Raw genomic sequence first — 23,171 nt, forward strand, 5'->3', positions numbered from 1 at the left:
GGCCGCCTGTTTCGGCGCCATCGCGGCGGCCGGGGCCGGCGGCGCGATGGTGCCCTGCACCGCGTGATCGTTGCCCGCGGGCGCCGCGGCAACGGGCGCGGCCGAATCGCCGATGCCGGCATCCTCGATCGCGCGGTGATCCGCACGCAGGAGCATCACGTAGGCAGTGCCGGCGGCGGCTACCAGGAGCCCACCGGCGATCATCAAGGTCTTGCGGGTACTCGTCATGCTTGCTCACCGCTCATATCGACGTGAACAAGCCATCATACGCGGCGATGCGCCGTCGATCCCGCACGAATACATTTGGTTGCATTGTGCCGGAACAGGTCGGCAACACGTTCGTCAGACGTATCGACTCCGCTGCTCCAGCACGATCAACGCGCGGGCATCACTCCGGAAACGGCAGTTCGGTCTGCCCTTCCGCGCGCATGCCGAACGTGTTCAGCGTCATCGCGACGAGCGCGTAGTAGCCGAGCAACGCAACGAGATTCACGACGGTTGCGTGGCCGAAGCGCGCTTCCGCCCGTGCGAACGTCGCGTCGCTCACGCGTCGCGTGTCGTACAGCTCGCTCGCGAATGCATGGATCAGCGCCTCGTCGTCCGACTCGAATTCGGGTGCGACGCCGCACCGGATCGCGTCGGCCGTCGCGGCCGGCAGGCCCGCCTCCAGTGCGATCGGATGGTGGATGTGCCACTCGGCCTGTGAACGCCAGCGTGCGGCCGTCACGAGAATCGCGAGTTCCGACAGGCGCAGCGGCAGGCCCGTGCGATAGCGGCAGAACGCGCCGAGCTTCTGTGCATGTTGCGCCAGCTCGGGGCTCGCGATCCAGCCGAGAAACGGCCCGTTCAGGTTGCCGCGCGGGCCGCTGAGAATGTCGGCCAGCACGGCCTTCTGTTCATCGGTGGCCGACGCGGGATCGAACGGAGGCAGTCTGTTGGTCATGGCAAGGTCCGGACTAGGTTCAACGAATGCGGTCACGCGCCGGCCGACGCGAGCGCCGCGCCGATCGCGCCCGACAGCCGCTCGACGATCGTATCGATCTGCTGCGCGGTGCAAATGAACGGCGGCGCGACCAGGATGTGATCGCCGTGCACGCCATCGATCGTCCCGCCCATCGGATACACCATCAGGCCGCGCTGCATCGCTTCGCGCTTGACCGCCGCATGCAGCTTCAGCGCGGGATCGAACGTCGCCTTGCTGTCGCGATCGCGCACGAGCTCGACGCCGACGAACAGCCCGCGGCCGCGCACGTCGCCGACATGCGGATGCGCGCCGTAATGCTCGCGCAACGACGCGCGCAGTTGCTCGCCGCGCGCCTTCACGTTGTCGAGCAGCTTCTCCTCGGCGATCACGCGCTGCACTTCGAGCGCGGCCGCGCATGCGGTTGCGTGGCCCAGGTACGTGTGGCCATGCTGAAAGAAGCCCGAGCCGTCGACGATCGTCCGGTAGATGCGGTCGCTGACGAGCGTCGCGCCGATCGGCTGGTAGCCCGCGCCGAGCCCTTTCGCGATCGTCAGCAGGTCGGGCGCGACGCCGTCTTCGTCGCACGCATACAAGTAGCCGGTGCGCCCCATCCCCGACATGATCTCGTCGAGGATCAGCAGCACGCCGTATTTGTCGCACACCGCGCGAATCTTCTTCAGATACGTGCGCACCGGCGGCACCGCGCCGGCCGTTGCACCCACCACCGTTTCCGCGACGAACGCCGCGACGTTGTCCGCGCCGAGTTCGACGATCTTCCGTTCGAGCTCGTCCGCGAGGCGTTGCGCATACGCTTCGTCAGTTTCACCCGCCTGCTGGTCGCGGTACGCGTAACACGGGCTCACATGGTGCGCCTCGATCAGCAGCGGCAGGAACGGCTCGCGCCGCCACGCATTGCCGCCGATCGCGAGCGCGCCGAGCGTGTTGCCGTGATAGCTCTGGCGCCGTGCGATGAAATGGCGGCGCTGCGGCTCGCCCTTCTCGACGAAATACTGGCGCGCAAGCTTCAGCGCGGCCTCGACCGCCTCGGAGCCGCCCGACACGAAATACACGTGTTCGAGGCCGGCCGGTGCGGCGGCGACGAGCCGGTCGGCCAGTTCCTCGGCCACGTCGGTCGTGAAGAACGACGTATGTGCGTACGCCAGTTGCTGCGCCTGCCGCTTGATCGCGTCGATCACGCGCGGGTTGCTGTGGCCGAGACACGAAACGGCCGCGCCGCCGCACGCGTCGATATAGCGTTTGCCGGTCGAGTCGATGATCTCGATGCCGTCGCCTGCGACGGCAACGGGCAAGGTGGCGCGCGGAGCGCGATGGAAAACGGTCGTCATGCGTTGCCTCATGGATCAGGACGCGTCGTGCGCGCGCCCGGACGGCACGATGCGCGTCGCGAAACACTGCGCGCCCTGTTGGTGAATGGTGAAATCGATCGATGCCGCACCGATCGCGAACACGGCCGTGGCCAGCGTGTTCTCGTCGTCGGGGTCGGCCGGATCGTCGCGGTAGATCGGCAGCCCTTGCGGCGCGCGATCGCCGAGCACGCGCAGCAGCGCGGCTTCGTCGATTGCGTCGATGCCGGGCGTCAGCGCGTCGACGCGGCGCTGGCGGTCGGCCGACGATTGCGTGACGATCTGCGCTTCCGCGTCGCAGTCGGGGTGCACGAGATGGTTCGCATGCCCCGCGAGCCGCGCGACGTCGATCACCGAACAGCGCGCGACGCTCGCCTCGATGCTCAGCAGCCGCGCATCGCCGGTTGCGCTCAGCGTGTGATGAAAACCGCTTGCACGCGCATGACTACGCAGCACGTCGGCTGCCGCGTCGAGCGACGTCGCATCGAGCACGGCGCGCGCCAGGATCATGCGCGGCACGCCCGCTGCCGGCGTGCGGATCCGCAGGTTGTTGATCGCCTGCGCGATACCCGCGCGGTTCGCGGCAAAGGTATGGCCCGGCAGCGAACCGGGGTAGTAGAAGCTGATGAAGCCGGGCTTGCCCGCCGGTTGCACGTCGACGAGCAGGCAGCGCTCGCGCAGGTACGGATCGCCGTCCTCGTTGTGCGCGATCCAGCGTGTGCCGGCCGCGTCGCGCGCGGCAAGCGTCGTGCAGCCGTCCGGCGCGTTGTGGATCAGCTCGCCGCGGCAGTTCCACAAGAAGATGTCCTCGGCCGGCCAGCCGACACCGGCCGCGATCCCGTCCAGCTCCGCGACGAGACCCGGATACGCGGCCAGCGCGGCCTGCCGCAGCGCGGCGACGAACGGATGGCCGCGCCAGCGGCGCACGGCCTGCCACGCGCGGCTCTGCCGCATGTATTCATCGAATACGGGACGGGCAAGCTCGCCGAGGCGCACGCCGATGTCGAACGGCGCGCCGGCGATGACGGGGGAAAGGGAAAGCGGCATGTCGAGTGAAAGGGTCGAATTCCGGTGGCGTGGAGCGTGCGCCCGGCTGGCGGGCCCCGTCGAATGATGACGGCGCCCCCACCGCCAGTGGATCGCAACACGCGATGATGAATTAGACAATCACGCAACATATGTTGTCAATAGCGGGACCCTGACAACACGCGAGACGGCGTCGATCGCCGACGCGTTACTTCGCTACGCCGCCACCCCGCTCGCCTGATGCGACACGAGCCGCGCATACGCGCCCTGCCGCGCCATCAGGTCCGCATGCCGCCCGGCCTCGATCACGCTGCCGTGCTCCATCACGAGGATCAGGTCGGCATTGCGCACGGTCGACAGCCGGTGCGCGATGATGATCGACGTGCGCTGCGTCATCAGGTCTTCCAGCGCCGCGCGAATCTGCTGCTCGCTGATCGTGTCCAGATGGGACGTCGCTTCGTCGAGAATCAGCACCGGCGCATCCTTCAGGAACGCACGCGCAATCGCGACACGCTGGCGCTGGCCGCCCGACAGTTGCACACCGCGCTCGCCGACGCGCGTCGCGAGCCCGTCCGGCAGCCGCGCGACGAAGTCGCCGAGCGCCGCATGGTCGATCGCGCGCTGCACGTCCGCGTCGGACGCATCGCTCGCGGCGAGCCGGATGTTCGCTTCGAGCGTGTCGTTGAACAGGTAGGTATCCTGCGCAACCAGCGCGATGTGCTGCCGCAGGTCGTCGAGCCGCAAGTCGCGCAGGTCGACGCCGCCGAGCGTCACGCGGCCCTGCTGCGGATCCCAGAAACGCAGCAGCAGGCTCGCGACCGTCGACTTGCCGGCGCCCGACGCACCGACCAGCGCGACCGTGCTGCCGGGCGGCACGTCGAAGCTCACGCGATCGATCGCGGGCACGCTGCGGCCCGGGTACGTGAAGGACGTAGCCTCGAAACGCACCGCCGGATCGGCAGGCATCGCATGCGTGCCGTCCGTCACCGGCACCGGCTCCTTCTCGAGCGCGCGCAAGCGTCGCGTCGACGCGATCGTATCGGCGAGCTGGCGCGCGACCTGGCCGATTTCGGCCACCGGCATGAAGGCGGCCACCGCCACCAGCACCAGCAGCGGCAACGACTCGCTCGGAAACCAGCCGCGCGCGCACAGCAGCGCACCGAGCGCCGCGACGACCAGCCCGCCGAGCCCGCTCGCGATTTCCAGCGCGGCGCTTTGCGCCGACAGATCGTCGAGCAGCGTTGCGCGCTGCTTGCGGTACGCATCGACTTCGGCCACGAACGCTGCGCGCCGGCGCCCGACGGCCTGGAACGCGGTCAGCTCCGCGAGCCCCTGGATCGTTTCGGTCAGGTGCGCGCCGAGCTGGCCGAGCGCTTCGCGCGCGCCGGTGCCGAGCCGGTCGACATCGCGCCGCGCGAGCACCGGCGCGAGCCCGGCCCACGACAGGAACGGCAGCAGCACGAGCGCGAGCGGCCACGCGACCGACGCGAGCAGCACCAGCACGGCGGCCGGCACGAGCACCGCGACGAATGCGGGCGCCAGCGTGTGCGCATAGAAATACTCGACGGTCTCGACGTCCTGCGTCGCAAGCGACACGAGATCGCCGGAGCGGCGGCGCAGCAGCCCGGCCGGCGCGAGGCGTTCGAGCGTCGCGAACAGCGCGATGCGCATTTCCGCGAGCAGCCGGTACGCCATGTCGTGCGCGAGCCACGATTCGAGCCAGTGCAGCACGGCCGCTACCGGCGCGATCACCAGCAGCGCGGTGACGAGCGCCGGGCTCACGTGGCCGCCCGGCACCGCACCGACCACCCGCGCGCCGATCACGCCGACGCCGATGAACGCGAGCACGCGGCCGATTCCGAACAGCACCGTCAGCACGACCTTGCCCGTCCACGGGCGCACGAAGCGCAGCAGCGTCCGCAGGGTTTCCGGCCAGCCGATCTCCGCCGCATCGTCGTTCAACGGCCGCACCTGCGGGCCCGACGACGCGCGCGCGGTCGCGCCGGCCGGTGCCGCCACGCCGACCGATTCGGCGACCGCTTCCAGTTGCGGCCCCATCAGCCGGCGATACGGGCCGTCGCGCGCGATCAGCGCCGCGTGCGTGCCCTCGTCGACCACCTGCCCCTGGTCGAGCACCAGGATGCGGTCGGCGCCGATCACGCTGGACAGCCGGTGCGCGAGCACGAGCGTGGTTCGCCCGCGCGTGAGCCGGTCGAGCGCCTGCTGGATCAGCGCTTCGTTCTCCGCGTCGACCGACGACAGCGCCTCGTCGAGCAGCAGGATCGGCGCATCGCGCAGCAGCGCGCGGGCAATCGCGACACGCTGGCGCTGGCCGCCCGACAACATCAGCCCGCGTTCGCCGATGCGCGTCGCGTAGCCGTCGGGGAGCGCCGAGATGAAATCGTGTGCGTTGGCCGCGCGCGCGGCGGCGATCATGTCCGCGTCGCTCGCGTCGGGGCGGCCGAGCCGCAGGTTGTCGGCCACGCTGCCGTCGAACAGCGTCGCATCCTGCGCGACGACCGCGATCATCTCGCGCACCTGGCCGGCGTCGAGCGTGCGCACGTCGTGGCCGCCGATGCGGATCGCGCCGCCCTGCGCATCGTGCTGGCGCAGCAGCAGGCGCACGATGGTCGACTTGCCCGCGCCGCTCGGCCCGACGATGGCCACCGTTTCGCCCTCGCGAACCGAGAAGCTCAGCGCCGCATGCGCGTCCGCGCGGCGCCCCGGATACGCGAAGCTGACGGCGTCGAACGCGATCTCCGGCCGCAGGCCCGTGACGCGCGGCGCATCGGTGGAAGGCGCATGACTCTCCGCGTCGAGCAGCGCGTGGATCGCATTCGCCGCCGACTGGCCGATCATCCCCTGGTGCAGCACGGCACGCAGGTCGCGCAGCGGCCGGAAGATTTCGCTGCCGGCCATCAGCACGATCAGCAGCGCCTCGAGGCTCATGTCGCCGTGCCGCACGCGCCACGCGCCGACCGCGATCGCGGCGGCCGCGCCGAGGCCGGTGCCGAGATCGGTGAAGAGCCGCGTCAGCAGGCCGAGCGCGAGCACCCAGAACGTGCTGTCGGACAGCGCGCGCGCCTTCGCGGCCAGCTTCGCGCCGAATGCCGTGCCTTGCCCGAACGCCTTCAGCGTCGGCAGGCCTTGCACCGCGTCGAGGAACTCCTCGCCGAACGCCTTGAACGCCGCCGAGCGTGCGAGTGCCGCGCGCTTGTCGGCGCGATGCACGAGTTGCGGCAGCGCGAGCGTGACGAGCGCCGCGACCAGCAGGATCGCGGCCGTCGGCACGTCCCACCATGCGAGCACCGCGAAGATCATCACCGGCGCGCACGCGGCGATCACGAGCTGCGGCAAATAGGTGCCGAAAAAGGTCTGCAATTGCTCGACGCCGTCGACGACGGACAGCATCACGCCGCCCGTGCGTTCGCCGCTGAACCACGCAGGGCCGAGTGCGGCGATCCGGTCGAACAGCCGCGCGCGCAGCGTGGCCTGCACGCGCCCGGCCGTGTGCTGCGCGAGCACCGTGCGGCGATGGTCGAGCCACGCGCGCAGCAGCACGCAGGCCGCCGTTGCAACGACGGCTTCGCCGATGCTGCGTGCCGGCGCGCCGGAAAAAACCAGTGCCAGCACGCGGCCGAGAAAGACGAAACGCAGGATCCCGACACCCATTGCGAGCAGGCCGAGCGCGACGGCCGCGGCCACCCGCCAGCGCAGCCCCGCCATCATTGCCCATAGTCGTCGGTCGAAATACATGAAGCCCTCCGGTGGTGTCCGATGATGTTTTTCTTGACCGGATCGAGGCTACCCGCGCGGCGCGTGCGCGGCAAAAGATGATTTTTCAACGGGTGTTGAGTCAACTACAATACCCCGCATGTCGCACCTCCCTCCCCTCAGCGCATTGCGAGCTTTCGAGGCGGCCGTCCGCCTCGGCGGATTCGCGCGCGCGGCGGCGGAGCTGAACGTGTCGACGAGTGCGGTCAGTCACCAGATTCGCGCGCTCGAGGAATCGCTCGGCGCACGGCTGCTCGAACGCAGCACGGGGCTCGGCGGCATCAGTCTCACGCCGGCCGGCGCACGCCTGCTGCCGGCTGTCAGCGATGCGCTGTCGCGGCTCACCGACGCCTGTGCCGAGATTCGCGGCACCGCGCAACGGCTCACCGTGTCCGCCAACGCGCCGTTTTCGGCGATGTGGCTCGCCCGCCGCCTCGCGGAATTCTCGTCGCTTCATCCCGACACGCCGCTGCATGCCGTCGTGCTCGACGACGAACCGGATTTCGCGCGCAGCGGCGTCGATCTGGCGATCGTGCACGTGTCCGCGCACCGGCTGCAGGCCGACGACGACATCCTGCTGCAGGAAACGGTGTTCCCGGTATGCAGCCCCGACCTGCATCCGTATGCCTCCGTGAACGTGTGCCGCTCCCGGCTGCTGCAGGAGATGCACGAGCACAGCCCCGAGATCGACTGGCGCAACTGGTCCACGGAGTTCGGCCTGCCGGGCGACTTCGAGACGAAGATCGTCCGCTACAGCAGTTTCAGCCAGGTCATCGGCGCGGCGGTCGGCGGCGCGGGCATCGCGCTCGGGCGCGCGCCGCTGATCGAGCCCGAGCTGCGCAGCGGGCGCCTCGTGCCGCTGAGGCCCGGCCTCGAACGCGCCGCGTCGTGGCGCTTCGTGCTGCGCCGCAACCCGTCGACGCGGCACCGGCTGCTCGATCCATTGATCGCGTTCCTGCGCCGCGAAGCGGAAGCAGCGCCGATCGCGGGCCCGATCGTTGCGCCCGCATCCAACGACAGCCGCGTGCGCGGCACGGGCGGCGCGACCGGCAAGTAACGCGCCGGCCTCGCCCGCATGCACCGCTTACGGCGCAGCGAAGAACAACGCGACCACGCACGCCATCCCGCCGAACCACACGAGCGAACGCAGCGACGCCCAGTTCAGCAGGTACATCAGCATGTAGACGACGCGGATCGCGACGAACGCCATCGCCAGCTGGTCGACGCGATGCACGTTCGCACCGTTGTGCCATGCCACCACCAGCGCGGCCGTGAACAGCGCAAGCGCCTCCCACCCGTTCTGGTGCGCGGCCTGCGCGCGGGCGCGCCAGCCGTCGAGTTTCGCCAGGTAGTCGCGCGGCGCGCGGTTGTCGTAGCCCTTGCGGGCCTTCGCGAGAAACGTCATCGAGAACGGCAACAGCGCCACGATGAACAGGCACAGCTGGGACGTCGTCATCAAAAGTCTCCTCCTTTATGATTACATTGATCAATGACAAGATCACCGAGAGCTTAGCATTGCGTCGTGCTGTTCGCGCACCGGTTTTCTAGACGGGAGACTCGGCTGCACGGCCCGCCGGCAGCCGCGACACGACGGGTTCGACACCAAAATTTCCACCAAATCGTCGACAAAAACGTTAATTAAAACTGGTCGAACACCAATAAGATAGCGTTCAACACTGGCCCGGCGCGTTGTCGCGCCAGGCCGCCGAACCCGCGCCGCCGCGCGCGCCGTACGACATCCGATCCGAGACATCGCCATGCCCCGTCCCATCGTCGCCCATATCCGCCCTGACGCCGTCCGCCACAACCTCGACTTCATCCGCCGCACCGCCGCACAATCACGCGTGTGGGCCGTGATCAAGGCCAATGCGTACGGTCACGGCATCGAGCGGATCTACCCGGGCCTCGCCGCCGCCGACGGCATCGCGCTGCTCGATCTCGACGAAGCCGTGCGCGTGCGCGAACTCGGCTGGGACAAGCCCGTGCTGCTGCTCGAAGGGATCTTCGAGCCGGCCGACGTCGAGCTGGCCGATCGTCACCGCCTGACGGTGGCCGTGCACTGCGACGAGCAGCTCGACCTGCTGATCGCGGCGAAGCCGCAGCAGCCGATCGACATCCAGCTCAAGATGAACTCCGGGATGAACCGGCTCGGCTTCCGCCCCGCCGTTTTCCGTGCCGCGTGGGAGCGCGCGGCGAGCGCGCCGTCGATCGGCAAGATCACGCTGATGATGCATTTCGCGAACGCCGACGAAGGCGAAGTCGACTGGCAGCTCGACCAGTTCGATGCAACCACCGCGGGGATTCCGGGCGAGCGCTCGACGTCGAATTCGGCCGCCGTGCTGTGGCATCCGCGGGCGCACCGCGACTGGGTGCGGCCCGGCACGATCCTGTACGGTGCATCGCCGACGGGAGCGGCGCGGGATATCGCCGATACGCCGCTGATGGCCGCGATGTCGCTGACGAGCAAGATCATCGGTGTGCAGACGCTGTCGCCGGAAGAGACCGTCGGCTACGGCCGCCGCTTCACGGCCGACCGGCCGATGCGGATCGGCGTCGTCGCGTGCGGCTATGCGGACGGCTATCCGCGCCACGCACCGACCGGCACGCCGATCGCGGTGAACGGCGTGATGACGCGCGTCGTCGGCCGCGTGTCGATGGACATGCTGACCGTCGACCTGACGCCGTGCCCGAACGCGGGCATCGGGTCGAGCGTCGAGCTGTGGGGCGACCAGGTGAAGGTGGATGAGGTGGCGGAAGCCAGCGGCACGATCGGCTACGAGCTGATGTGCGCACTCGCGCGCCGTGTGCCGGTCGTGATCGTGCCGCCGGGCGCGTCGAGCGCGCAGCCGACGCTGCGGACCGGGAGCTACGGGCGCTGACCGGCTCGGATGCGGTGGCGCACGCTGTTGCGTCGCCTGACGTGCGCTTCGGTTGCGGGTCGCCTCGGGCGGCCCGTTTGCTTTCCCGTGCGAACGAAAGGCGTGGGTGACGGCCCTTCCGCTTCGCTCGCCACGCTCCGCCAGTGGCTCGCTACGAACGCCACGTCGGCTTGCGCTTCTCGAGGAACGCGTCGATCCCTTCGCCTGCATCCTCCTCCATCATGTTGCGCGCCATCACGTCGCCCGCATACGCATAGGCTTCGTCGAGCGGCAACTCGCGCTGGTGATAGAACATCTGCTTGCCATATCGCACCGCGGCCGGGCTCTTCGCGACGATCTCCGCGACCTTGCGCGCGACGGCCGCGTCGAGCGCATCTTCGGGCACGGCCTCGTTGACGAGCCCCCACGCGGCGGCCGTCGCCGCGTCGACGAAGCGCCCGGTCACGAGCATGTCGAATGCGCGCTTCGCCGTGACGTTGCGGCTCAACGCCACGGCCGGCGTCGAACAGAACAGCCCGACGTTGATGCCCGATACCGCGAAGCGCGCGGTATCGGCCGCGATCGCCAGATCGCACGCGGCGACGAGCTGGCAGCCGGCCGCCGTCGCGATGCCGTGCACGCGCGCGATCACCGGCACCGGCAACGCGCGCATCGCGAGCATCACGCGGCTGCACTGCGCAAACAGCGTGCGGTAGTCATCGAGTTCGGGCTGGCTGCGCATCTGCCGCAGGTCGTGGCCCGCGCAGAACGCCTTGCCTTCCGCGGCCAGCACGACGCAGCGCACGTGCGGATCGGCCGCCAGCGACTCGAACGCATCGTGCAGGCTCGCGAGCATCGCCTCGGACAGTGCATTGAATTGCTGCGGACGGTTCAGCCGCAGCGTGACGACGCCGTCGTGCGCGTCGCGCAACAGGATCGGCTCGGCAGTCTCTTGATCGGATTTCATGATGTTCCGCTCGATGGGGTTCGGCAGGATTCGATGCGGCGCGAACGCGCGGCGATGATGCATGCGCGTTCACGGCACCGTGGTGATGAAATGCTCCTCCACATTCCGTGCGACGTCCAGTCGTGGTGCAGCGGGCTCGCACGGTCACGTCCGCTTGCGCCCCCGGCGCCACGCGCGCACGCCCGAGCGCAGTTGACTGGCGCCGGCGACGAAAAAGACGGCGCCCATCCCGCCGAAGGTCAGTACGCCCCCCCAGATCGCGCCGAACGTATTCATCCGCGCCGTCATATGGGGCGCATCGGGTGCGTAGCGCACCTCGACCGTCGCGCCCTCCTCCACGCTGACCTCGCCGCCCTGCGGGTATTCGACGTGCTCGCCCGCGAGCGTCGTGAATGCGATCTCCGGATGATGCGGGCCCGCGTTCAGCTTGATGACGCGCCCCGGCACGACGACGGACGTCCGCAGGAATTCGCGCGTCGACTGCGCGTACAGGGCAGTGCCGATCAGCAGGCACGTCCCCACGACGGTAAAAACGACGCCCTTCGCGATCAGCGTTTCCGTCTGCGGCGCGTCGGTGCGTCCGGATCCGGACACCATTCCATTCATCTCAAGGACGCGACTGATGGAACGACACGTCGATCTTCGACGGCGTCGTGCAGCGGCACATCACGCCGTGCCCCGTTTCGTCGGTCAAGCGCTCATACGGGCCGTTGCATGCGCCGCGCACGCGCGCCGCCCGATCGATCCTGATTGTCATGGGAAGGTGTCCCGTTCCTGATTGTCGTGGATGCCGGGCGTGCTGCGCAGGTCGCGCAGACACGCCGCCCTCGGCATCCGGCAGGATACGGAGATCGCGGCGCGCTGTAAATTGCGCGCGCGTCCCTTCAGCCACGCCGCGCGATTACCCGCCGCTCGCGACGCGCGCGATCGTCTGCGTCGTCGCCGGGCAAATGCTCGCGTCGCGGCTGATCGACCGCTACGGGCTGATGGGGCTCGCGCAGCGGCTCGCGACATCCGGCCGCATCGCGGGCGTCGCGCTGATCTTCGCGGGGATGATCGTCACGCAATGGCAGACGCCCGCGCCATGCGTGCCGGCCGCGACCGGCGACGCGGCGGCCGCGCAACCCGAACCGCAGCGCTGAGTGCGCGGGCTGGTGCGCCGCATCCCGACGGGGGTCAGCCCGCGAGCTTCTTCAGCGCGTCGAGCACCGCGTCGCCCTTGAACGGCTTCACGATCCAGCCCTTCACGCCGGCGGCCTTGCCGCGCTCCTTCATCGCCGGGCTGCTTTCGGTCGTCAGCATCACGACGTTGACCGTCGAGTTCGCCAGTTCGCCGCGGATCTTCTCGACCATCGTCAGGCCGTCCATGTTCGGCATGTTCACGTCGCTGATCACGAGGCGCACGCCGGGCGTCGCTTTGAGCTTCGCGAGCCCGTCCTTGCCGTCGACGGCCGTCGCGACGTCGAGCCCGTGATTGCGCAGGAAGCCCGCGACCTCGTCGCGCACCGTGCCCGAATCGTCGACCACCAGAATCTTTGCCATGTCGTCTTCCCCTTCCTTTCCTTGTTGCTGACTTCAGTCTTCAAAACAGTTCGAGTTCGCCTGATTCGACCATCGGCCCCACGTCCCGCACCGATTCGCGGAAATCCTCCGGTGACCAGCTCAGGCTGAACACGAAGCGCTGGTCGAGGCATACGGAGCGCCCCGATGCCGGATCGGTCATCCGGTACTTGAAGCAGAGCTGCGGGCAGTCGCCGCCGAACGAAATGAACTTCTGCTTGTGATTGACGACGAGCGGCACCTGCACCGGATGGCGCGCCAGCGCCTCGGCGTCGCCGAGATAGCGGTTCTTGAACGCGCCCCACACGAGGTTGGTCAGCTCGCCGAGCACGCTGTTCACGTCGCGGAAATCCGGCGCGCGGCCGTCGTTGCGCGTGCCGCCGAGCATGTCGAGCAGCGGCTGCTCGCTCGTCTGCAACAGCATGTAGCCGCGGCACCACGCGCTTTCGAGCGCGATCAGGCTGAACACTTCGCCGAAGATGATCTGGTCGCGCACGATGCACGGCGTTTCGTGCTCGATCGTCATGCCCGGGAACAGGCTGTCGATGCGCGCCTCGGTGATCTCCGAGATGCCGCGCACGAGCGCGTTCGGGTAGTCGCGGCCGAACAGGTATTCGTCGATCGCGCGCTTGAGCGGCGTCATGTCGTCCGCGACGTAGGCCGCGCATGCGACGCGCGCAAGCGCCTCCGGCAGCCCGTCGCGCGAGGCGAGCGATTCGCGGCGCAGGATGATCGGCAATTCGGGGCGCAGCGCATCGATCTGCGTCGCAATGATCGCGCTCTCGGCCGGCGAACCGCCGTAATCCTCGGCCAGCAGGATCGCGCCGAGGTCGATGTTCGAGCGCAGCACCTTCAGCAACCGGCTGCGCCGCACGGTCAGGCCGACCAGGTTGTGCTCGTCGCAGAAACGCTTGATCGCGTCGGCGTGCGCGCGACTGTCGTCGAGTACGAGCACCTTGCTGACGGGTTTGTCCAGGGTCATCTCAAGGGTTCCTCATGGTCGGTCAGGGTCGGTCAGAACAGCTCGAGCTCGCCGCCGGTATCCACCGTGGCCGTCTCCGGCACGTGGAAATCGACCGGCGCGTTCGCGCACACGCACAACGTCGCGCCGATCCGCACGTCGCCATCGAGCGTCAGGTCGTAGGCCGCCACGTAATCGGGCGAGAGCGCGTGCATGAAGTCGATGCTCGCGCCGCTCAGCAGGTAAGGCGTCGACATCCCGAGGTCGGGAAACGACGCGGTCAGCGCCTGGTTGATCGCGCCGCAACCCAGGTTCGCGACTTCCATGAACGCGTCGGTCAACGGTCGCTGGCTGTTCGTGCCCGCCGTCGCGCCGGCGAAATGGCGGCGCGTCGCGTCGTCGTCGCTGAAGCGCAGCGCGAGCAGCAGGCGGAAATGCAGTGCGGAGATCGTCAGTACAACCACATGTTCGGGTGCGTGCGGCTTCGATCGCGACTTCGCGTGCGCGCGATCCGGCGCGTCGTGTTCGTGCCCGGCTCGCGGCCGGATGTCGCACGCACCGCCTGCCGCGAGCCGCGTGCGCGCGGCATCGAAAAAGATCCGTTCGAACCCGGCCCTCGCCTGCGCACTGATCACGCGGATTCTCCCTCGATCCGCGCGTGCAACTGCCCGGCCAGCGTCTCGACGGTCGCGAGCGCGGCCGTGATCATCTTGCCGCCGGCCTGGATGTCCTGGAACGTCGCGGCCGTCACGAGATCGTTGCGGTTCAGGCTGTCGCGATAGCTGTTCGACAGTTCCTGCGAGCGCGCGGCCAGCCCGCGCACCTCGCTCGCGACGATCGAGAAACCGCGCCCGGCCGTGCCGGCGCGCGCGGCCTCGATCGACGCGTTCAGCGACACGATCGACACGTGCGCGACGATCGCCGACAGCTCCAGGTTCTTCGCGCGCATGTCCTGGTTCTGCGTGGTCAGCGAGATCATCTGCTCGTGCCAGCGCTCGAAGGTGCCGGCGAGCCCGCGCAGGCGCGCGGCTTCGTCGGCGATCTTCATTGCGTGCTGCGCGAGCGCCGCTCGATCGGCCGACAGCGCCTGCATCGCGTCGCGCTGCGAGCCGGCGGCGGACGTCTCGCGCGCCACCGCATCCTCGAGCTGCGCCTCGCGCTGCGCCCATGCGTCGGCCGCCTCCGCATGCGCCGACGCCGCGTCGGCGACGCGCGCATCGGCTGCGTCGAGCGCGCCGCGCAACTGCGCCGTATCGCGCTCATGCGCCGCGACAAGCCGCTTGCGCGTCACGCGAAACACGACCGCCGCCACGATCGCGACGACGACACCGCCCGCCAGTGCAGCGGCCACCTGGATCATCCACGCCTGCCCGATCACGTCGTCACTCCGCCGCGCCGATGTCCGCGCTGCGTGCACGCTCGTGCACGACGCCCTGGGCGGCGCCGTCGGCCGCGAAGCGGGCCGACAGCGTCACGATCGTCTCGAACGCGCGATACGGCGCGCCGACGCGGTCGTCGGTGAAGCGCAGCGCGATATCGCCGCCGTCGCGCTTCAGGAAGTTGCGCACCGCGTCCATGCCGACGCCGCGCCCCGACACTTCGGTTACCGTGCTCGCGGTCGAGAAACCCGGCCGGAAGATCAGCTCGGCCACCGCGTCGTCGGACAGCGCCGCGTCGTGGCCGGCATCGATCCAGCCGCGCTCGCGCGCGATGCCGCGGATCCGGTCGAGCGCGAGGCCGCGGCCGTCGTCGCTCAGCACGAACCACAGCTCGCCGCCGCCCACGCCGACCGCGATGTCGATCGTGCCGGACGCTGCCTTGCCGGCCGCGCGCCGCTCGTCGGACGATTCGATCCCGTGGTCCATCGAATTGCGCAGCAGGTGCATGAACACGTTCTTCAGCGTCGCGGCGATTTCGCTGCGCACGCGGTGGCCGTGGCTGTCGATATGCACGACCGGCGCCGGCTTGCCGAGTTCGGCCGCGAGCGACGGCAGCGACTCGATCACGCCGCCGAGCGCATCGCCGATGCCCTGCGTGCCGAGCTGGCTCAGCATGCGGCGCACGGCGTCGCGCGCCGCGTGCCAGTCGGACGCGTTCGCCGGATCGGCGCCGTCGAGCACGCGCAGGCTCTCGCTGATGTGCGCGCGCTCGACCATCAGGAAGTCGGCGCCCTGCACCGCCTCGCCGCTGCGGCCGAGCGTGACCGCGTTGATCGTCGCGTAGTGCTCGACCGCGTCGCGCACGCGGGCCAGGTCGTCCATCAGTGCGTCGCGGTTCCACTCCGGGCCGCCGTCCGCGCGGCGCAGCGAGTCATACGCCTGCTCCGCTTCGTGGACGATGTTGGTCAGGTGCTGGAGGCTGTACGTGCGCGCATTGCCCTTGATCGTGTGCATGTTGCGGAACAGCGCCGCGACGATCGAGTGATCGGCGCGCTCGTGCTGGCGGATCATCCGCTCGTTCTCGCTGAGGAAGCCCTTTGCGCTGTGCACGAAGTCGTGGAACTTGTCCTGGCTGATCGACAGAATCTCACCGATCATCTCGAGGCGGCGCTGCTGCTCGCCGGCCTGCGCGGTCAGCTCGCGAATCTCGGTCACGTCGCGCACGCACAGCATCAGGCGCACGACCGTGTCGGTCTCGTCGGTGATCGCCGACCAGCTCAGGTCGAGCCACTTGTCGCGGCCGTCCGGCATCCGCTTCGCGACTTCGTTCACGAGCAGGTGCTCGTTGAACGCGAAGTTCATGCTGTCTTCGCCGAGGCATGCGTGCACGGCCGCGTCGACCTGCGAGCGGGCGTCCGAACCGATGTTCGAGTCGTCGAACACGAGCGCCATCAGGTCGCGGCCGGCGATATCGTTCGTCTCGAAGATGGTCTCGAGGTACGCCGAATACTCCGCATGCACGACGCCGCCTTCGACGACGGTCAGGATCCCCTGCTGCATGTTCTGCAGCATCGCCTGGATGTCGGCCGTCTTCTGCTTGAGCTGCGCCGAGTTCTCCTGGATCTTCTCGATCATCCCGTTGAACGCGACGATCGAATGGCCGATTTCGTCCATCCGGCCCACCGGCACGCGACGCGTGAAATCCTGGCTCGTCGCGATCTCGCTCATCGCCGTCTGCATCCCGATCAGCGGGCGGGTGATCTGGCGATACAGCAGCAGGCCGAGTGCGGTCAGCAGCACGATCACCGTGCCGGCGACGCCCGCGATCGCCGTCGCCGTGGTCGACAGCATCCCGTTCAGCGCGCTGATCGCGTCGTCCTTCTGGCGGTTCTTCTCGACGCGCAACGTATCGACGATGCTTTCGAGTTCGTCGCGATACTGCGCGACGTTCGCGAACAGGTACGCCTGCGCCATCTCGGGCTTGCCGTCGGCCTTCATCTTCACGGTGTCGTCGATCGCCGCGAAATAGTTCGTGGCGCTCTCCTTCGCCTGCGAGACGAGCCCGACCTGCGCCTGGCCGACCGCCGACTTCGCCTGCACGTCGAGCGCGGCGCGCAGCGCGCCCTGCTTCGCCTTCAGCTCGTCGCGCGCCTGCGCGGCGGTGTTCGCGTCGGGCGCATAGATGAGCGTCATCGTCGCGATCTGGATGTTCTTCACATCGGCGACGAGATCCGCGGACGCGAGCGCGCTCGGCACGATTCCCTGGGTGACCTGGCGTACCTCGGACGCGCTCTTGCGGGTCTGGTACACGGCATAGATGCCGATCGCGGACAGCGCGAAGAACGTCAGGACGACTAGCAGCGTAATGCGATGACGAATGGTCATGAGTACAGCTCCCCGCAGCGATCCGGCTTCGATCGCCGTTTGGTCTATTGAAAGAATGTGAGCGCCGAATTATCGGGGATGGTGTATGACGCTCCGATGACCGGAAATCAATCATTCATTGATGAAAACGAAATGAATAATTGCGACGAAAGCGCCCTAAAGTATTGCCGGGATCTGCCGTTAACCTCATGCCACAAGGCTTCGATCAACGATCCTGGGCGGCCCGAAAATGCCAGCTTCGGATATTTTATTTTTATTTATTTAATCCGCTTATTAACGGCAATCAGGCTTTCGTAAAACGTTTGCGCATTATCGGCGAATTCAGTCGAATTCGCGATTCTTTATTGCCGGGGCGTGATTCCACGGACTCCACGGACGGATGAAAACGATTCCGCCCGCCCCGGGGCCGACGATGCGATGGACTGCATCGTCGGCCCCGGGGCGGGCGGGAGCGACTCACGACCGGTCAGTGGCTGCTGGCGCGCGTCGCCCCCAGCCCCGTTTCCGAACGTACCTGCTGCGCGGCGAACGCGCCCTTCTCCGCCTTCGCGCGCAGGCTCGTGTCGAGGACCGAGAACAGCCACACGCCGACGAAGCCGATCGTCATCGAGAACAACGCGGGCGACGTGTACGGGAACCACGCCGAACCCTTCGGATAACCGAGCGTCGCTTCCCACACCGACGGTGACACGATCGTCAGCCCCACCGACGAGACCAGCCCGAGGAAGCCGCCGATGACCGCGCCACGCGTGGTGCACCCCTTCCACATCATCGACAGGAACAGCACCGGGAAATTGGCCGATGCCGCCACGGCAAACGCCAGCGACACCATGAACGCGACGTTCTGCTTCTCGAACGCGATGCCCAGCAGCACGGCGATCACGCCGAGCACCAGCGTCGTGATGCGCGACACCTTCAGCTCGTCGGCACTGTTCGCCTTGCCGTTCTTGAAAACGGTGGCGTAGAGATCGTGCGACACCGCGGACGCACCCGACAGCGTGAGCCCGGCCACCACCGCCAGGATCGTCGCGAACGCCACGGCCGAGATGAAGCCGTAGAACACGTCGCCGCCCACCGTCTTGGCCACCAGCACCGCGGCCATGTTGGCCGTGCCCGCGCCGCCCTTGATCACGCCCTTGGCCACGTCGGCCAGTTCCGGATTGGTCAGCACCAGCGTGATCGCACCGAAGCCGATGATGAAGATCAGCACGTAGAAGTAGCCGATCCAGGTCGTTGCCCAGAACACGGATTTACGCGCTTCCTTCGCATCCGGCACCGTGAAGAAGCGCATCAGGATGTGCGGCAGGCCGGCGGTGCCGAACATCAGCGCCATGCCGAACGAGATGGCCGAGATCGGATCCTTGATGAACCCGCCCGGCGACATCACCGACAGCCCGATACGGGTCGCGTCGTCCGGCGCCTTGCCGGCGTTCGCGGCGATCGCGGTCTTGACTTCGACGGCATGAGCGAACAGCGCCTCCGGGCTGAAACCGTACTGCGCGAGCACCATGATCGCCATGAACGTCACGCCCGCGAGCAGCATGCACGCCTTGATGATCTGCACCCAGGTGGTGGCCGTCATGCCGCCGAACAGCACGTAGACCATCATCAGCGCGCCGACGATCACGACCGCCATCCAGTAGTCGAGACCGAACAGCAGCTTGATGAGCTGCCCCGCGCCCACCATCTGCGCGATCAGGTAGAACGCCACCACCACCAGCGTGCCGATCGCGGCGAAACTGCGGATCGGCCCCTGCTCGAAGCGATAGCCCGCGACGTCGGCGAAGGTGAACTTGCCGAGGTTGCGCAACCGCTCGGCCATCAGGAACGTGATGATCGGCCAGCCGACCAGGAAGCCGATCGAGTAGATCAGGCCGTCGTAGCCCGACGTCATCACCGCCGCGGAAATGCCGAGGAAGGATGCGGCCGACATGTAGTCGCCCGAGATCGCCAGGCCGTTCTGAAAGCCGGTAATGCCGCCGCCGGCCGTGTAGAAATCCGCCGCGGAACGCGTGCGCGACGCCGCCCACTTGGTGATCCACAACGTCCCGGCCACGAACAGCGCGAACAGGACGATGGCCGTGGTGTTGGTGGCCTGCTTGGCGGTCTGCCCGACATCGCCGCCGCCCGCGAAGGCCGCGCCGCACACACCCACGGCCAGCAACGCGACCAGCGTCATCGAAAGTGTCTTCTTCATTGGGCGACATCCTGCAGGATGTCCTGCGTCAGTTGATCGTATTCGTGGTTCGCGCGGCGCACATAGATGCCGGTGATGACGACGGTGAACACGATCACCGCCATGCCCACCGGTACGCCGACACTCGTCACGCCGGTGCTCACCGGCTTCGCGAGGAACGACTTGTCGAATGCGATCAGTGCGATGTAGCCGTAGTACACGATCAGCATCAGCACGGTCAGGCAGATGCCGAGCGTGTTGCGCCGCCGCTTGAGCTGCGCATACTTCGGATGCGCTTCGATCTTTTTCACCAACCCATCATGCATCGCCTGTCTCCTGGTTTGCTTTTTGAATGAGTGTGGCGATTCTGAAGAGCGAAGCTGACTGCGGGCTTACTCGGTCTTTCGTGTGCGCGCTATGGTTTTCCCTAGCGGCAGGGGGCGCTGCCGCACGCGGGGCACTGGATGCGTGTGCGGGGCGCGCTGCAACGGCGATGCGGTTCAGCGTAGCGATACGCGTTAGTCAGGACGCAATTTTTCGATAGTCCTCAATAAACGGACATTTCCGCGCAAGGACAGTCACTCGCATCGATCGATGCGACCTGAACGCGATCAGTTTTCACGCGCGTCGGCGAGCCAATCCTCGACCTGAAGCCCCGGGACTCGCGCAAACTCGCGCACGTTATGCGTGACGAGCACCAGACGCCGAGCGCGTGCCTGCCCTGCGATCAACGCATCGTACGGACCGATCGGGGTGCCCGCCGCGGTCAGATGCGCACGAATCTCGCCGGCGTGCTGAGCATCTTCGACATCGAACGACACCCCCTCGAACTGAAGTGCCTCGACACGTGCCACGTTCGCAGCCGCTCTCTGGCTCTTGTAGGCGCCGTAATAGAGTTCATGCGCGACGATCGCCGGCATGCCGAAATCGGCTGGCTGATACATGCGGAGCCGGGCCAGCATGGCCGGCTCGCCTTTCAGGATGGCGATTACCGCGTTGGTATCCAGCAGAAATTTCATTCAAAGACGTCCAGATCCGGTCGCTCCTGAGCGGCAGGCTCGGTCGTGGCGGCGGCTTCGAAATCGGCGTCCACCGGGCCGATCAGCGGCGTGAGCCAGGCCCAGTCTTGCGGCACCGGCTCGAGAATCACGGATGAACCGTGGCGACGAATCCGGACCTCGGTCGTGTCGAAGCGGAAATCCTTCGGCAGACGGACAGCCTGCGATCCGCCATGCTTGAAAATCTTGGCAGTATCCATCCTCGCCCCTCGTGTATCTACGAAATGTATCTATTTTAGCCATTCCGTGCGCCGATGACGAGTCGCCCGATCGGTATATGAACAACGAGCAACAGGGCGTCGCGGAACGCCCGATTCATTCCCAACAGGAAACAATCAATCGCACGCCGGCGATTCACGTCGCCGCCCGGACGCCCTAGACTGTCGCATCGCTCCCCTTTCCGGACCCCACGCAATGACCGACGTCCTGCCGCTGACCACCGATCCCGAGTCGGGCCTCCAGTACCGGCTGCGCCCGGCCGCCGGCCGCCCCGCTGCCCGCCTGTTGCTGCTGCATGGCGTCGGCGGCAACGAAACCAACTTGCTGAACCTGGCCGACGTCATCGATCCGCGCATCGAGATCGCGTTCCTGCGCGCCCCGCTCGCGTTCGGGCCCGACCAGCATGCGTGGTTTCCGGTGCGCTTCGGCCCGAACGGCCCCGAAATCGACGCGGCCCGCGCGGACGCGAGCCGACTCAAGCTGATCACGCTGCTCCGCAGCTTCCGTGGCAACGATGACGCGGGCGCCGCGCTGCCGACCGTGATCGCCGGCTTCAGCCAGGGCGGCATCATGAGCGCGAGCGTCGGCCTCACGTCGCCGCAGGACGTCACCGCATTCGCAGTGCTGTGCGGGCGCATCCTGCCCGAAATCGATCCGCTGATCGCGCCGCGCGATGCCCTTCGCCCGCTCCACGCGCTGATCGTGCACGGCCGCGCCGACGATAAGCTGCCCGTCGCGTGGGCCGACACCGCCGACGCGAAACTCACGGCGCTCGGCGTCGCGCACGATACGCGGCTGTACGCGGCCGGCCACGAGCTGACCGCGGAGATGGCTCGCGATTTCGGCCGATGGGTCGGCGAACGAGCCGGTTTGAACTGACCTTAGCGGCGCGCCGGGCCGCCGGCCTCGAACGACTCGGCGCGCCCGGCTCATACCGTCTTCAGGCGCCCCGCGCCGAATCGGCGACCGCCCGCGTGGCCGCCGACACCCGCGCATCCGCCGCCTGCTCCCGCGCGGCGCCGCGCTTCGCCAGCTTCCAGCCGACCACCAGGGCGAGCACGACGACCGGAATCGTCGCGATGGTCCACGTGCCGCCCGGATAGTCGAACGCCATCAGCACCAGCACGCCGACGAGGAAGGCCAGCGTGAGCCACGACGTGAACGGCGCGCCGGGCATCCGGAACGACACGGCCTTCAGCTCGCCGCGATCGACCGCGCGACGGAACAGGATCTGGCACATGACGATGAAGCCCCACGTCGTGATGATCCCGAGCGACGCCATGTTCAGCACGATCTCGAACGCCTGCGCCGGCACGATGTAGTTCAGCGGCACGCCGATCGCATTGATCGCGACCGTGATCAGGATCCCGCCGTACGGCACGCCGCGCGCGTTCATCCGCGACACGAAGCGCGGCGCCGATCCGCCCATCGCGAGCGAGCGCAGCACGCGCCCGGTCGAATAGAGGCCGGAGTTCAGGCTCGACAGCGCGGCGGTCAGCACCACGACGTTCATCACGGTGCCGACGTACGGCACGCCGAGCTTGCTGAAGAACGTCACGAACGGGCTTTCGTGCGCGCTGTACGCCGTCCACGGCAGCAGCATCGTCAACAGCACGACCGAGCCGACGTAGAACAGCGCGATGCGCCACATCACGCTGTTGATGGCTTTCGGCAAGACCTTGCGCGCATCGGCCGTCTCGCCCGCCGCGACGCCGACGAGTTCGATGCTCGCGTACGCAAATACGACGCCCTGCACGATCAGCACGGCCGGCAGGATGCCGTGCGGGAAGATCCCGCCGTGATCCGCGACCAGGTGAAGCCCCGGCATCTGCCCGGCGACCGGATGGCCGCTCGCGAGAAACACGGCGCCGACCGCGAGGAACACCGCGAGCGTCCCCACCTTGACGAGCGAGAACCAGAACTCCATCTCGCCGAACACCTTCACGCCGATCATGTTCATCACCGACACGATCCCGAGCGCGCCGAGCGCGAACACCCACTGCGGCACGTCCGTGAACACGGCCCAGTACTTCATGTAGATCGCGACCGCGGTGATGTCGACGATGCCGGTGGTCGCCCAGTTCAGGTAGTACATCCAGCCCGCGACGAACGACGCGCGTTCGCCCATGAACTCCCGTGCATACGACACGAAGCTGCCGCTGGTCGGCCGGTGCATCACGAGCTCGCCGAGCGCGCGCATGATCAGGAACGCGAACACGCCGCAGACGAGGTACACGAGCGCAAGCGCCGGCCCCGCGTGCTGCAGGCGCCCGCCTGCACCGAGAAAGAGGCCGGTGCCGATCGCGCCGCCCATCGCGATCATCTGCACGTGCCGGGGCTTCAACTGCTTCGCATAGCCGGCTTCGTGCGACGCGAACATCGCATCGGGGTCGGCATGTCGGGAATCCGCGCCGCCGGCCGGATCGGCCGGGCGCTCGCTGCTGTGGGTCATCGTGTGTCTCCGTTGTTTCTTGATGTGT

At 67.8% G+C, this 23,171-nt stretch carries 22 protein-coding genes and 1 pseudogene; 4 read left to right on the plus strand and 19 right to left on the minus strand.

Features of this window, described 5'->3' with window-relative positions:
* From G3N96_RS27000 to G3N96_RS27020, 5 genes and pseudogenes are all read right to left on the minus strand, one after another.
* A pseudogene (locus G3N96_RS27000) lies at positions 1-228 on the minus strand (extensin); the annotation flags it as partial.
* A 160-nt stretch (positions 229-388) separates the two neighbouring features.
* Positions 389-943: a carboxymuconolactone decarboxylase family protein gene (locus G3N96_RS27005; protein ID WP_206139082.1), complete on the minus strand. Its 555-nt coding sequence runs from the start codon at positions 941-943 to the stop codon at positions 389-391.
* Between the two features lie 32 nt (positions 944-975).
* Entirely contained in the window at positions 976-2,310 is a 1,335-nt protein-coding gene (locus tag G3N96_RS27010; protein WP_206139083.1) for an aspartate aminotransferase family protein, read from the minus strand.
* A 15-nt stretch (positions 2,311-2,325) separates the two neighbouring features.
* On the minus strand, positions 2,326-3,375 hold the full coding sequence (locus G3N96_RS27015) for a C45 family peptidase (RefSeq protein WP_206139084.1): 1,050 nt from the start codon (positions 3,373-3,375) through the stop codon (positions 2,326-2,328).
* 195 nt (positions 3,376-3,570) lie between these two features.
* Positions 3,571-7,110, minus strand: coding sequence for an ABC transporter ATP-binding protein (locus G3N96_RS27020; protein ID WP_206139085.1), 3,540 nt, complete (start codon positions 7,108-7,110; stop codon positions 3,571-3,573).
* 118 nt (positions 7,111-7,228) lie between these two features.
* Between G3N96_RS27020 and G3N96_RS27025 the strand changes: the two genes are divergently transcribed.
* On the plus strand, positions 7,229-8,185 hold the full coding sequence (locus G3N96_RS27025) for a LysR family transcriptional regulator (RefSeq protein ID WP_206139086.1): 957 nt from the start codon (positions 7,229-7,231) through the stop codon (positions 8,183-8,185).
* A gap of 27 nt (positions 8,186-8,212) precedes the next feature.
* Here the strand turns inward: G3N96_RS27025 and G3N96_RS27030 are convergent, their stop codons facing one another.
* A complete protein-coding gene (locus tag G3N96_RS27030) occupies positions 8,213-8,584 on the minus strand; it encodes an MAPEG family protein (RefSeq protein ID WP_206139087.1) in 372 nt (123 codons plus the stop codon).
* A gap of 301 nt (positions 8,585-8,885) precedes the next feature.
* Between G3N96_RS27030 and alr the strand changes: the two genes are divergently transcribed.
* Positions 8,886-10,007, plus strand: a complete 1,122-nt coding sequence (gene alr / locus G3N96_RS27035) for an alanine racemase (protein WP_206139088.1) — start codon at positions 8,886-8,888, stop codon at positions 10,005-10,007.
* Between the two features lie 151 nt (positions 10,008-10,158).
* Here the strand turns inward: alr and G3N96_RS27040 are convergent, their stop codons facing one another.
* From G3N96_RS27040 to G3N96_RS27050, 3 genes are all read right to left on the minus strand, one after another.
* Complete coding sequence (locus G3N96_RS27040; RefSeq protein WP_206139089.1) at positions 10,159-10,953, minus strand: enoyl-CoA hydratase; 795 nt, start codon at positions 10,951-10,953, stop codon at positions 10,159-10,161.
* A gap of 144 nt (positions 10,954-11,097) precedes the next feature.
* Positions 11,098-11,550, minus strand: coding sequence for a DUF3592 domain-containing protein (locus tag G3N96_RS27045; protein WP_206139090.1), 453 nt, complete (start codon positions 11,548-11,550; stop codon positions 11,098-11,100).
* Between the two features lie 10 nt (positions 11,551-11,560).
* On the minus strand, positions 11,561-11,710 hold the full coding sequence (locus tag G3N96_RS27050; protein ID WP_206139091.1) for a hypothetical protein: 150 nt from the start codon (positions 11,708-11,710) through the stop codon (positions 11,561-11,563).
* On the opposite strand from G3N96_RS27050, the gene G3N96_RS39910 reads away from it, so the two are divergent.
* Positions 11,709-12,095: a DMT family transporter gene (locus G3N96_RS39910; protein ID WP_346778912.1), complete on the plus strand. Its 387-nt coding sequence runs from the start codon at positions 11,709-11,711 to the stop codon at positions 12,093-12,095. The two genes, G3N96_RS27050 and G3N96_RS39910, sit on opposite strands and share 2 nt — an antisense overlap.
* Positions 12,096-12,129: 34 nt before the next feature.
* On the opposite strand, the gene G3N96_RS27060 is transcribed toward G3N96_RS39910, so the two are convergent.
* From G3N96_RS27060 to vapB, 9 genes are all read right to left on the minus strand, one after another.
* On the minus strand, positions 12,130-12,495 hold the full coding sequence (locus tag G3N96_RS27060) for a response regulator (RefSeq protein ID WP_011355572.1): 366 nt from the start codon (positions 12,493-12,495) through the stop codon (positions 12,130-12,132).
* 40 nt (positions 12,496-12,535) lie between these two features.
* Positions 12,536-13,495 (minus strand): chemotaxis protein CheX, encoded by a 960-nt coding sequence (locus tag G3N96_RS27065; RefSeq protein WP_206139092.1) that lies wholly within the window; start codon positions 13,493-13,495, stop codon positions 12,536-12,538.
* A gap of 32 nt (positions 13,496-13,527) precedes the next feature.
* Positions 13,528-14,109 carry a hypothetical protein gene (locus tag G3N96_RS27070; RefSeq protein WP_206139093.1) on the minus strand — a complete coding sequence of 194 codons (582 nt, stop codon included), beginning with the start codon at positions 14,107-14,109 and terminating at the stop codon, positions 13,528-13,530.
* Positions 14,106-14,834, minus strand: a complete 729-nt coding sequence (locus G3N96_RS27075) for a methyl-accepting chemotaxis protein (protein WP_206139102.1) — start codon at positions 14,832-14,834, stop codon at positions 14,106-14,108. Before G3N96_RS27075 ends, G3N96_RS27070 begins: the two co-directional genes overlap by 4 nt.
* A 22-nt stretch (positions 14,835-14,856) precedes the next feature.
* Positions 14,857-17,238 (minus strand): MCP four helix bundle domain-containing protein, encoded by a 2,382-nt coding sequence (locus tag G3N96_RS27080; protein WP_206139094.1) that lies wholly within the window; start codon positions 17,236-17,238, stop codon positions 14,857-14,859.
* Between the two features lie 466 nt (positions 17,239-17,704).
* The gene (locus G3N96_RS27085; protein WP_206139095.1) at positions 17,705-19,435 is read right to left on the minus strand and encodes a cation acetate symporter; all 1,731 of its coding nucleotides are present in this window, start codon (positions 19,433-19,435) and stop codon (positions 17,705-17,707) included.
* Positions 19,432-19,740, minus strand: coding sequence for a DUF485 domain-containing protein (locus G3N96_RS27090; protein WP_124577466.1), 309 nt, complete (start codon positions 19,738-19,740; stop codon positions 19,432-19,434). The genes G3N96_RS27085 and G3N96_RS27090 overlap by 4 nt, the downstream gene beginning before the upstream one ends.
* Before the next feature lie 285 nt (positions 19,741-20,025).
* On the minus strand, positions 20,026-20,433 hold the full coding sequence (locus G3N96_RS27095; protein WP_089442827.1) for a type II toxin-antitoxin system VapC family toxin: 408 nt from the start codon (positions 20,431-20,433) through the stop codon (positions 20,026-20,028).
* Positions 20,430-20,672 (minus strand): type II toxin-antitoxin system VapB family antitoxin, encoded by a 243-nt coding sequence (gene vapB, locus G3N96_RS27100; protein ID WP_089442828.1) that lies wholly within the window; start codon positions 20,670-20,672, stop codon positions 20,430-20,432. The genes G3N96_RS27095 and vapB overlap by 4 nt, the downstream gene beginning before the upstream one ends.
* Before the next feature lie 214 nt (positions 20,673-20,886).
* Between vapB and G3N96_RS27105 the strand changes: the two genes are divergently transcribed.
* Entirely contained in the window at positions 20,887-21,570 is a 684-nt protein-coding gene (locus G3N96_RS27105) for a phospholipase (RefSeq protein WP_206139096.1), read from the plus strand.
* A 61-nt stretch (positions 21,571-21,631) separates the two neighbouring features.
* Here the strand turns inward: G3N96_RS27105 and G3N96_RS27110 are convergent, their stop codons facing one another.
* Positions 21,632-23,143 (minus strand): amino acid permease, encoded by a 1,512-nt coding sequence (locus G3N96_RS27110; RefSeq protein ID WP_206139097.1) that lies wholly within the window; start codon positions 23,141-23,143, stop codon positions 21,632-21,634.
* Positions 23,144-23,171: the final 28 nt, after the last annotated feature.

This window comes from Burkholderia sp. Se-20373 (assembly GCF_017104705.1).
In the GTDB taxonomy this organism is placed as follows: domain Bacteria; phylum Pseudomonadota; class Gammaproteobacteria; order Burkholderiales; family Burkholderiaceae; genus Burkholderia.

Bases quoted from the DNA above. Each gene is read 5' to 3' on its own strand.
- G3N96_RS27005 (WP_206139082.1), bottom strand. From the start codon at position 943: ATGACCAACAGACTGCCTCCGTTCGATCCCGCGTCGGCCACCGATGAA.
- G3N96_RS27010 (WP_206139083.1), bottom strand. From the start codon at position 2,310: ATGACGACCGTTTTCCATCGCGCTCCGCGCGCCACCTTGCCCGTTGCC.
- G3N96_RS27015 (WP_206139084.1), bottom strand. From the start codon at position 3,375: ATGCCGCTTTCCCTTTCCCCCGTCATCGCCGGCGCGCCGTTCGACATC.
- G3N96_RS27020 (WP_206139085.1), bottom strand. From the start codon at position 7,110: ATGTATTTCGACCGACGACTATGGGCAATGATGGCGGGGCTGCGCTGG.
- G3N96_RS27025 (WP_206139086.1), top strand. From the start codon at position 7,229: ATGTCGCACCTCCCTCCCCTCAGCGCATTGCGAGCTTTCGAGGCGGCC.
- G3N96_RS27030 (WP_206139087.1), bottom strand. From the start codon at position 8,584: ATGACGACGTCCCAGCTGTGCCTGTTCATCGTGGCGCTGTTGCCGTTC.
- alr (WP_206139088.1), top strand. From the start codon at position 8,886: ATGCCCCGTCCCATCGTCGCCCATATCCGCCCTGACGCCGTCCGCCAC.
- G3N96_RS27040 (WP_206139089.1), bottom strand. From the start codon at position 10,953: ATGAAATCCGATCAAGAGACTGCCGAGCCGATCCTGTTGCGCGACGCG.
- G3N96_RS27045 (WP_206139090.1), bottom strand. From the start codon at position 11,550: ATGGTGTCCGGATCCGGACGCACCGACGCGCCGCAGACGGAAACGCTG.
- G3N96_RS39910 (WP_346778912.1), top strand. From the start codon at position 11,709: ATGGGAAGGTGTCCCGTTCCTGATTGTCGTGGATGCCGGGCGTGCTGC.
- G3N96_RS27050 (WP_206139091.1), bottom strand. From the start codon at position 11,710: ATGACAATCAGGATCGATCGGGCGGCGCGCGTGCGCGGCGCATGCAAC.
- G3N96_RS27060 (WP_011355572.1), bottom strand. From the start codon at position 12,495: ATGGCAAAGATTCTGGTGGTCGACGATTCGGGCACGGTGCGCGACGAG.
- G3N96_RS27065 (WP_206139092.1), bottom strand. From the start codon at position 13,495: ATGACCCTGGACAAACCCGTCAGCAAGGTGCTCGTACTCGACGACAGT.
- G3N96_RS27075 (WP_206139102.1), bottom strand. From the start codon at position 14,834: ATGATCCAGGTGGCCGCTGCACTGGCGGGCGGTGTCGTCGTCGCGATC.
- G3N96_RS27080 (WP_206139094.1), bottom strand. From the start codon at position 17,238: ATGACCATTCGTCATCGCATTACGCTGCTAGTCGTCCTGACGTTCTTC.
- G3N96_RS27085 (WP_206139095.1), bottom strand. From the start codon at position 19,435: ATGAAGAAGACACTTTCGATGACGCTGGTCGCGTTGCTGGCCGTGGGT.
- G3N96_RS27090 (WP_124577466.1), bottom strand. From the start codon at position 19,740: ATGCATGATGGGTTGGTGAAAAAGATCGAAGCGCATCCGAAGTATGCG.
- G3N96_RS27095 (WP_089442827.1), bottom strand. From the start codon at position 20,433: ATGAAATTTCTGCTGGATACCAACGCGGTAATCGCCATCCTGAAAGGC.
- vapB (WP_089442828.1), bottom strand. From the start codon at position 20,672: ATGGATACTGCCAAGATTTTCAAGCATGGCGGATCGCAGGCTGTCCGT.
- G3N96_RS27105 (WP_206139096.1), top strand. From the start codon at position 20,887: ATGACCGACGTCCTGCCGCTGACCACCGATCCCGAGTCGGGCCTCCAG.
- G3N96_RS27110 (WP_206139097.1), bottom strand. From the start codon at position 23,143: ATGACCCACAGCAGCGAGCGCCCGGCCGATCCGGCCGGCGGCGCGGAT.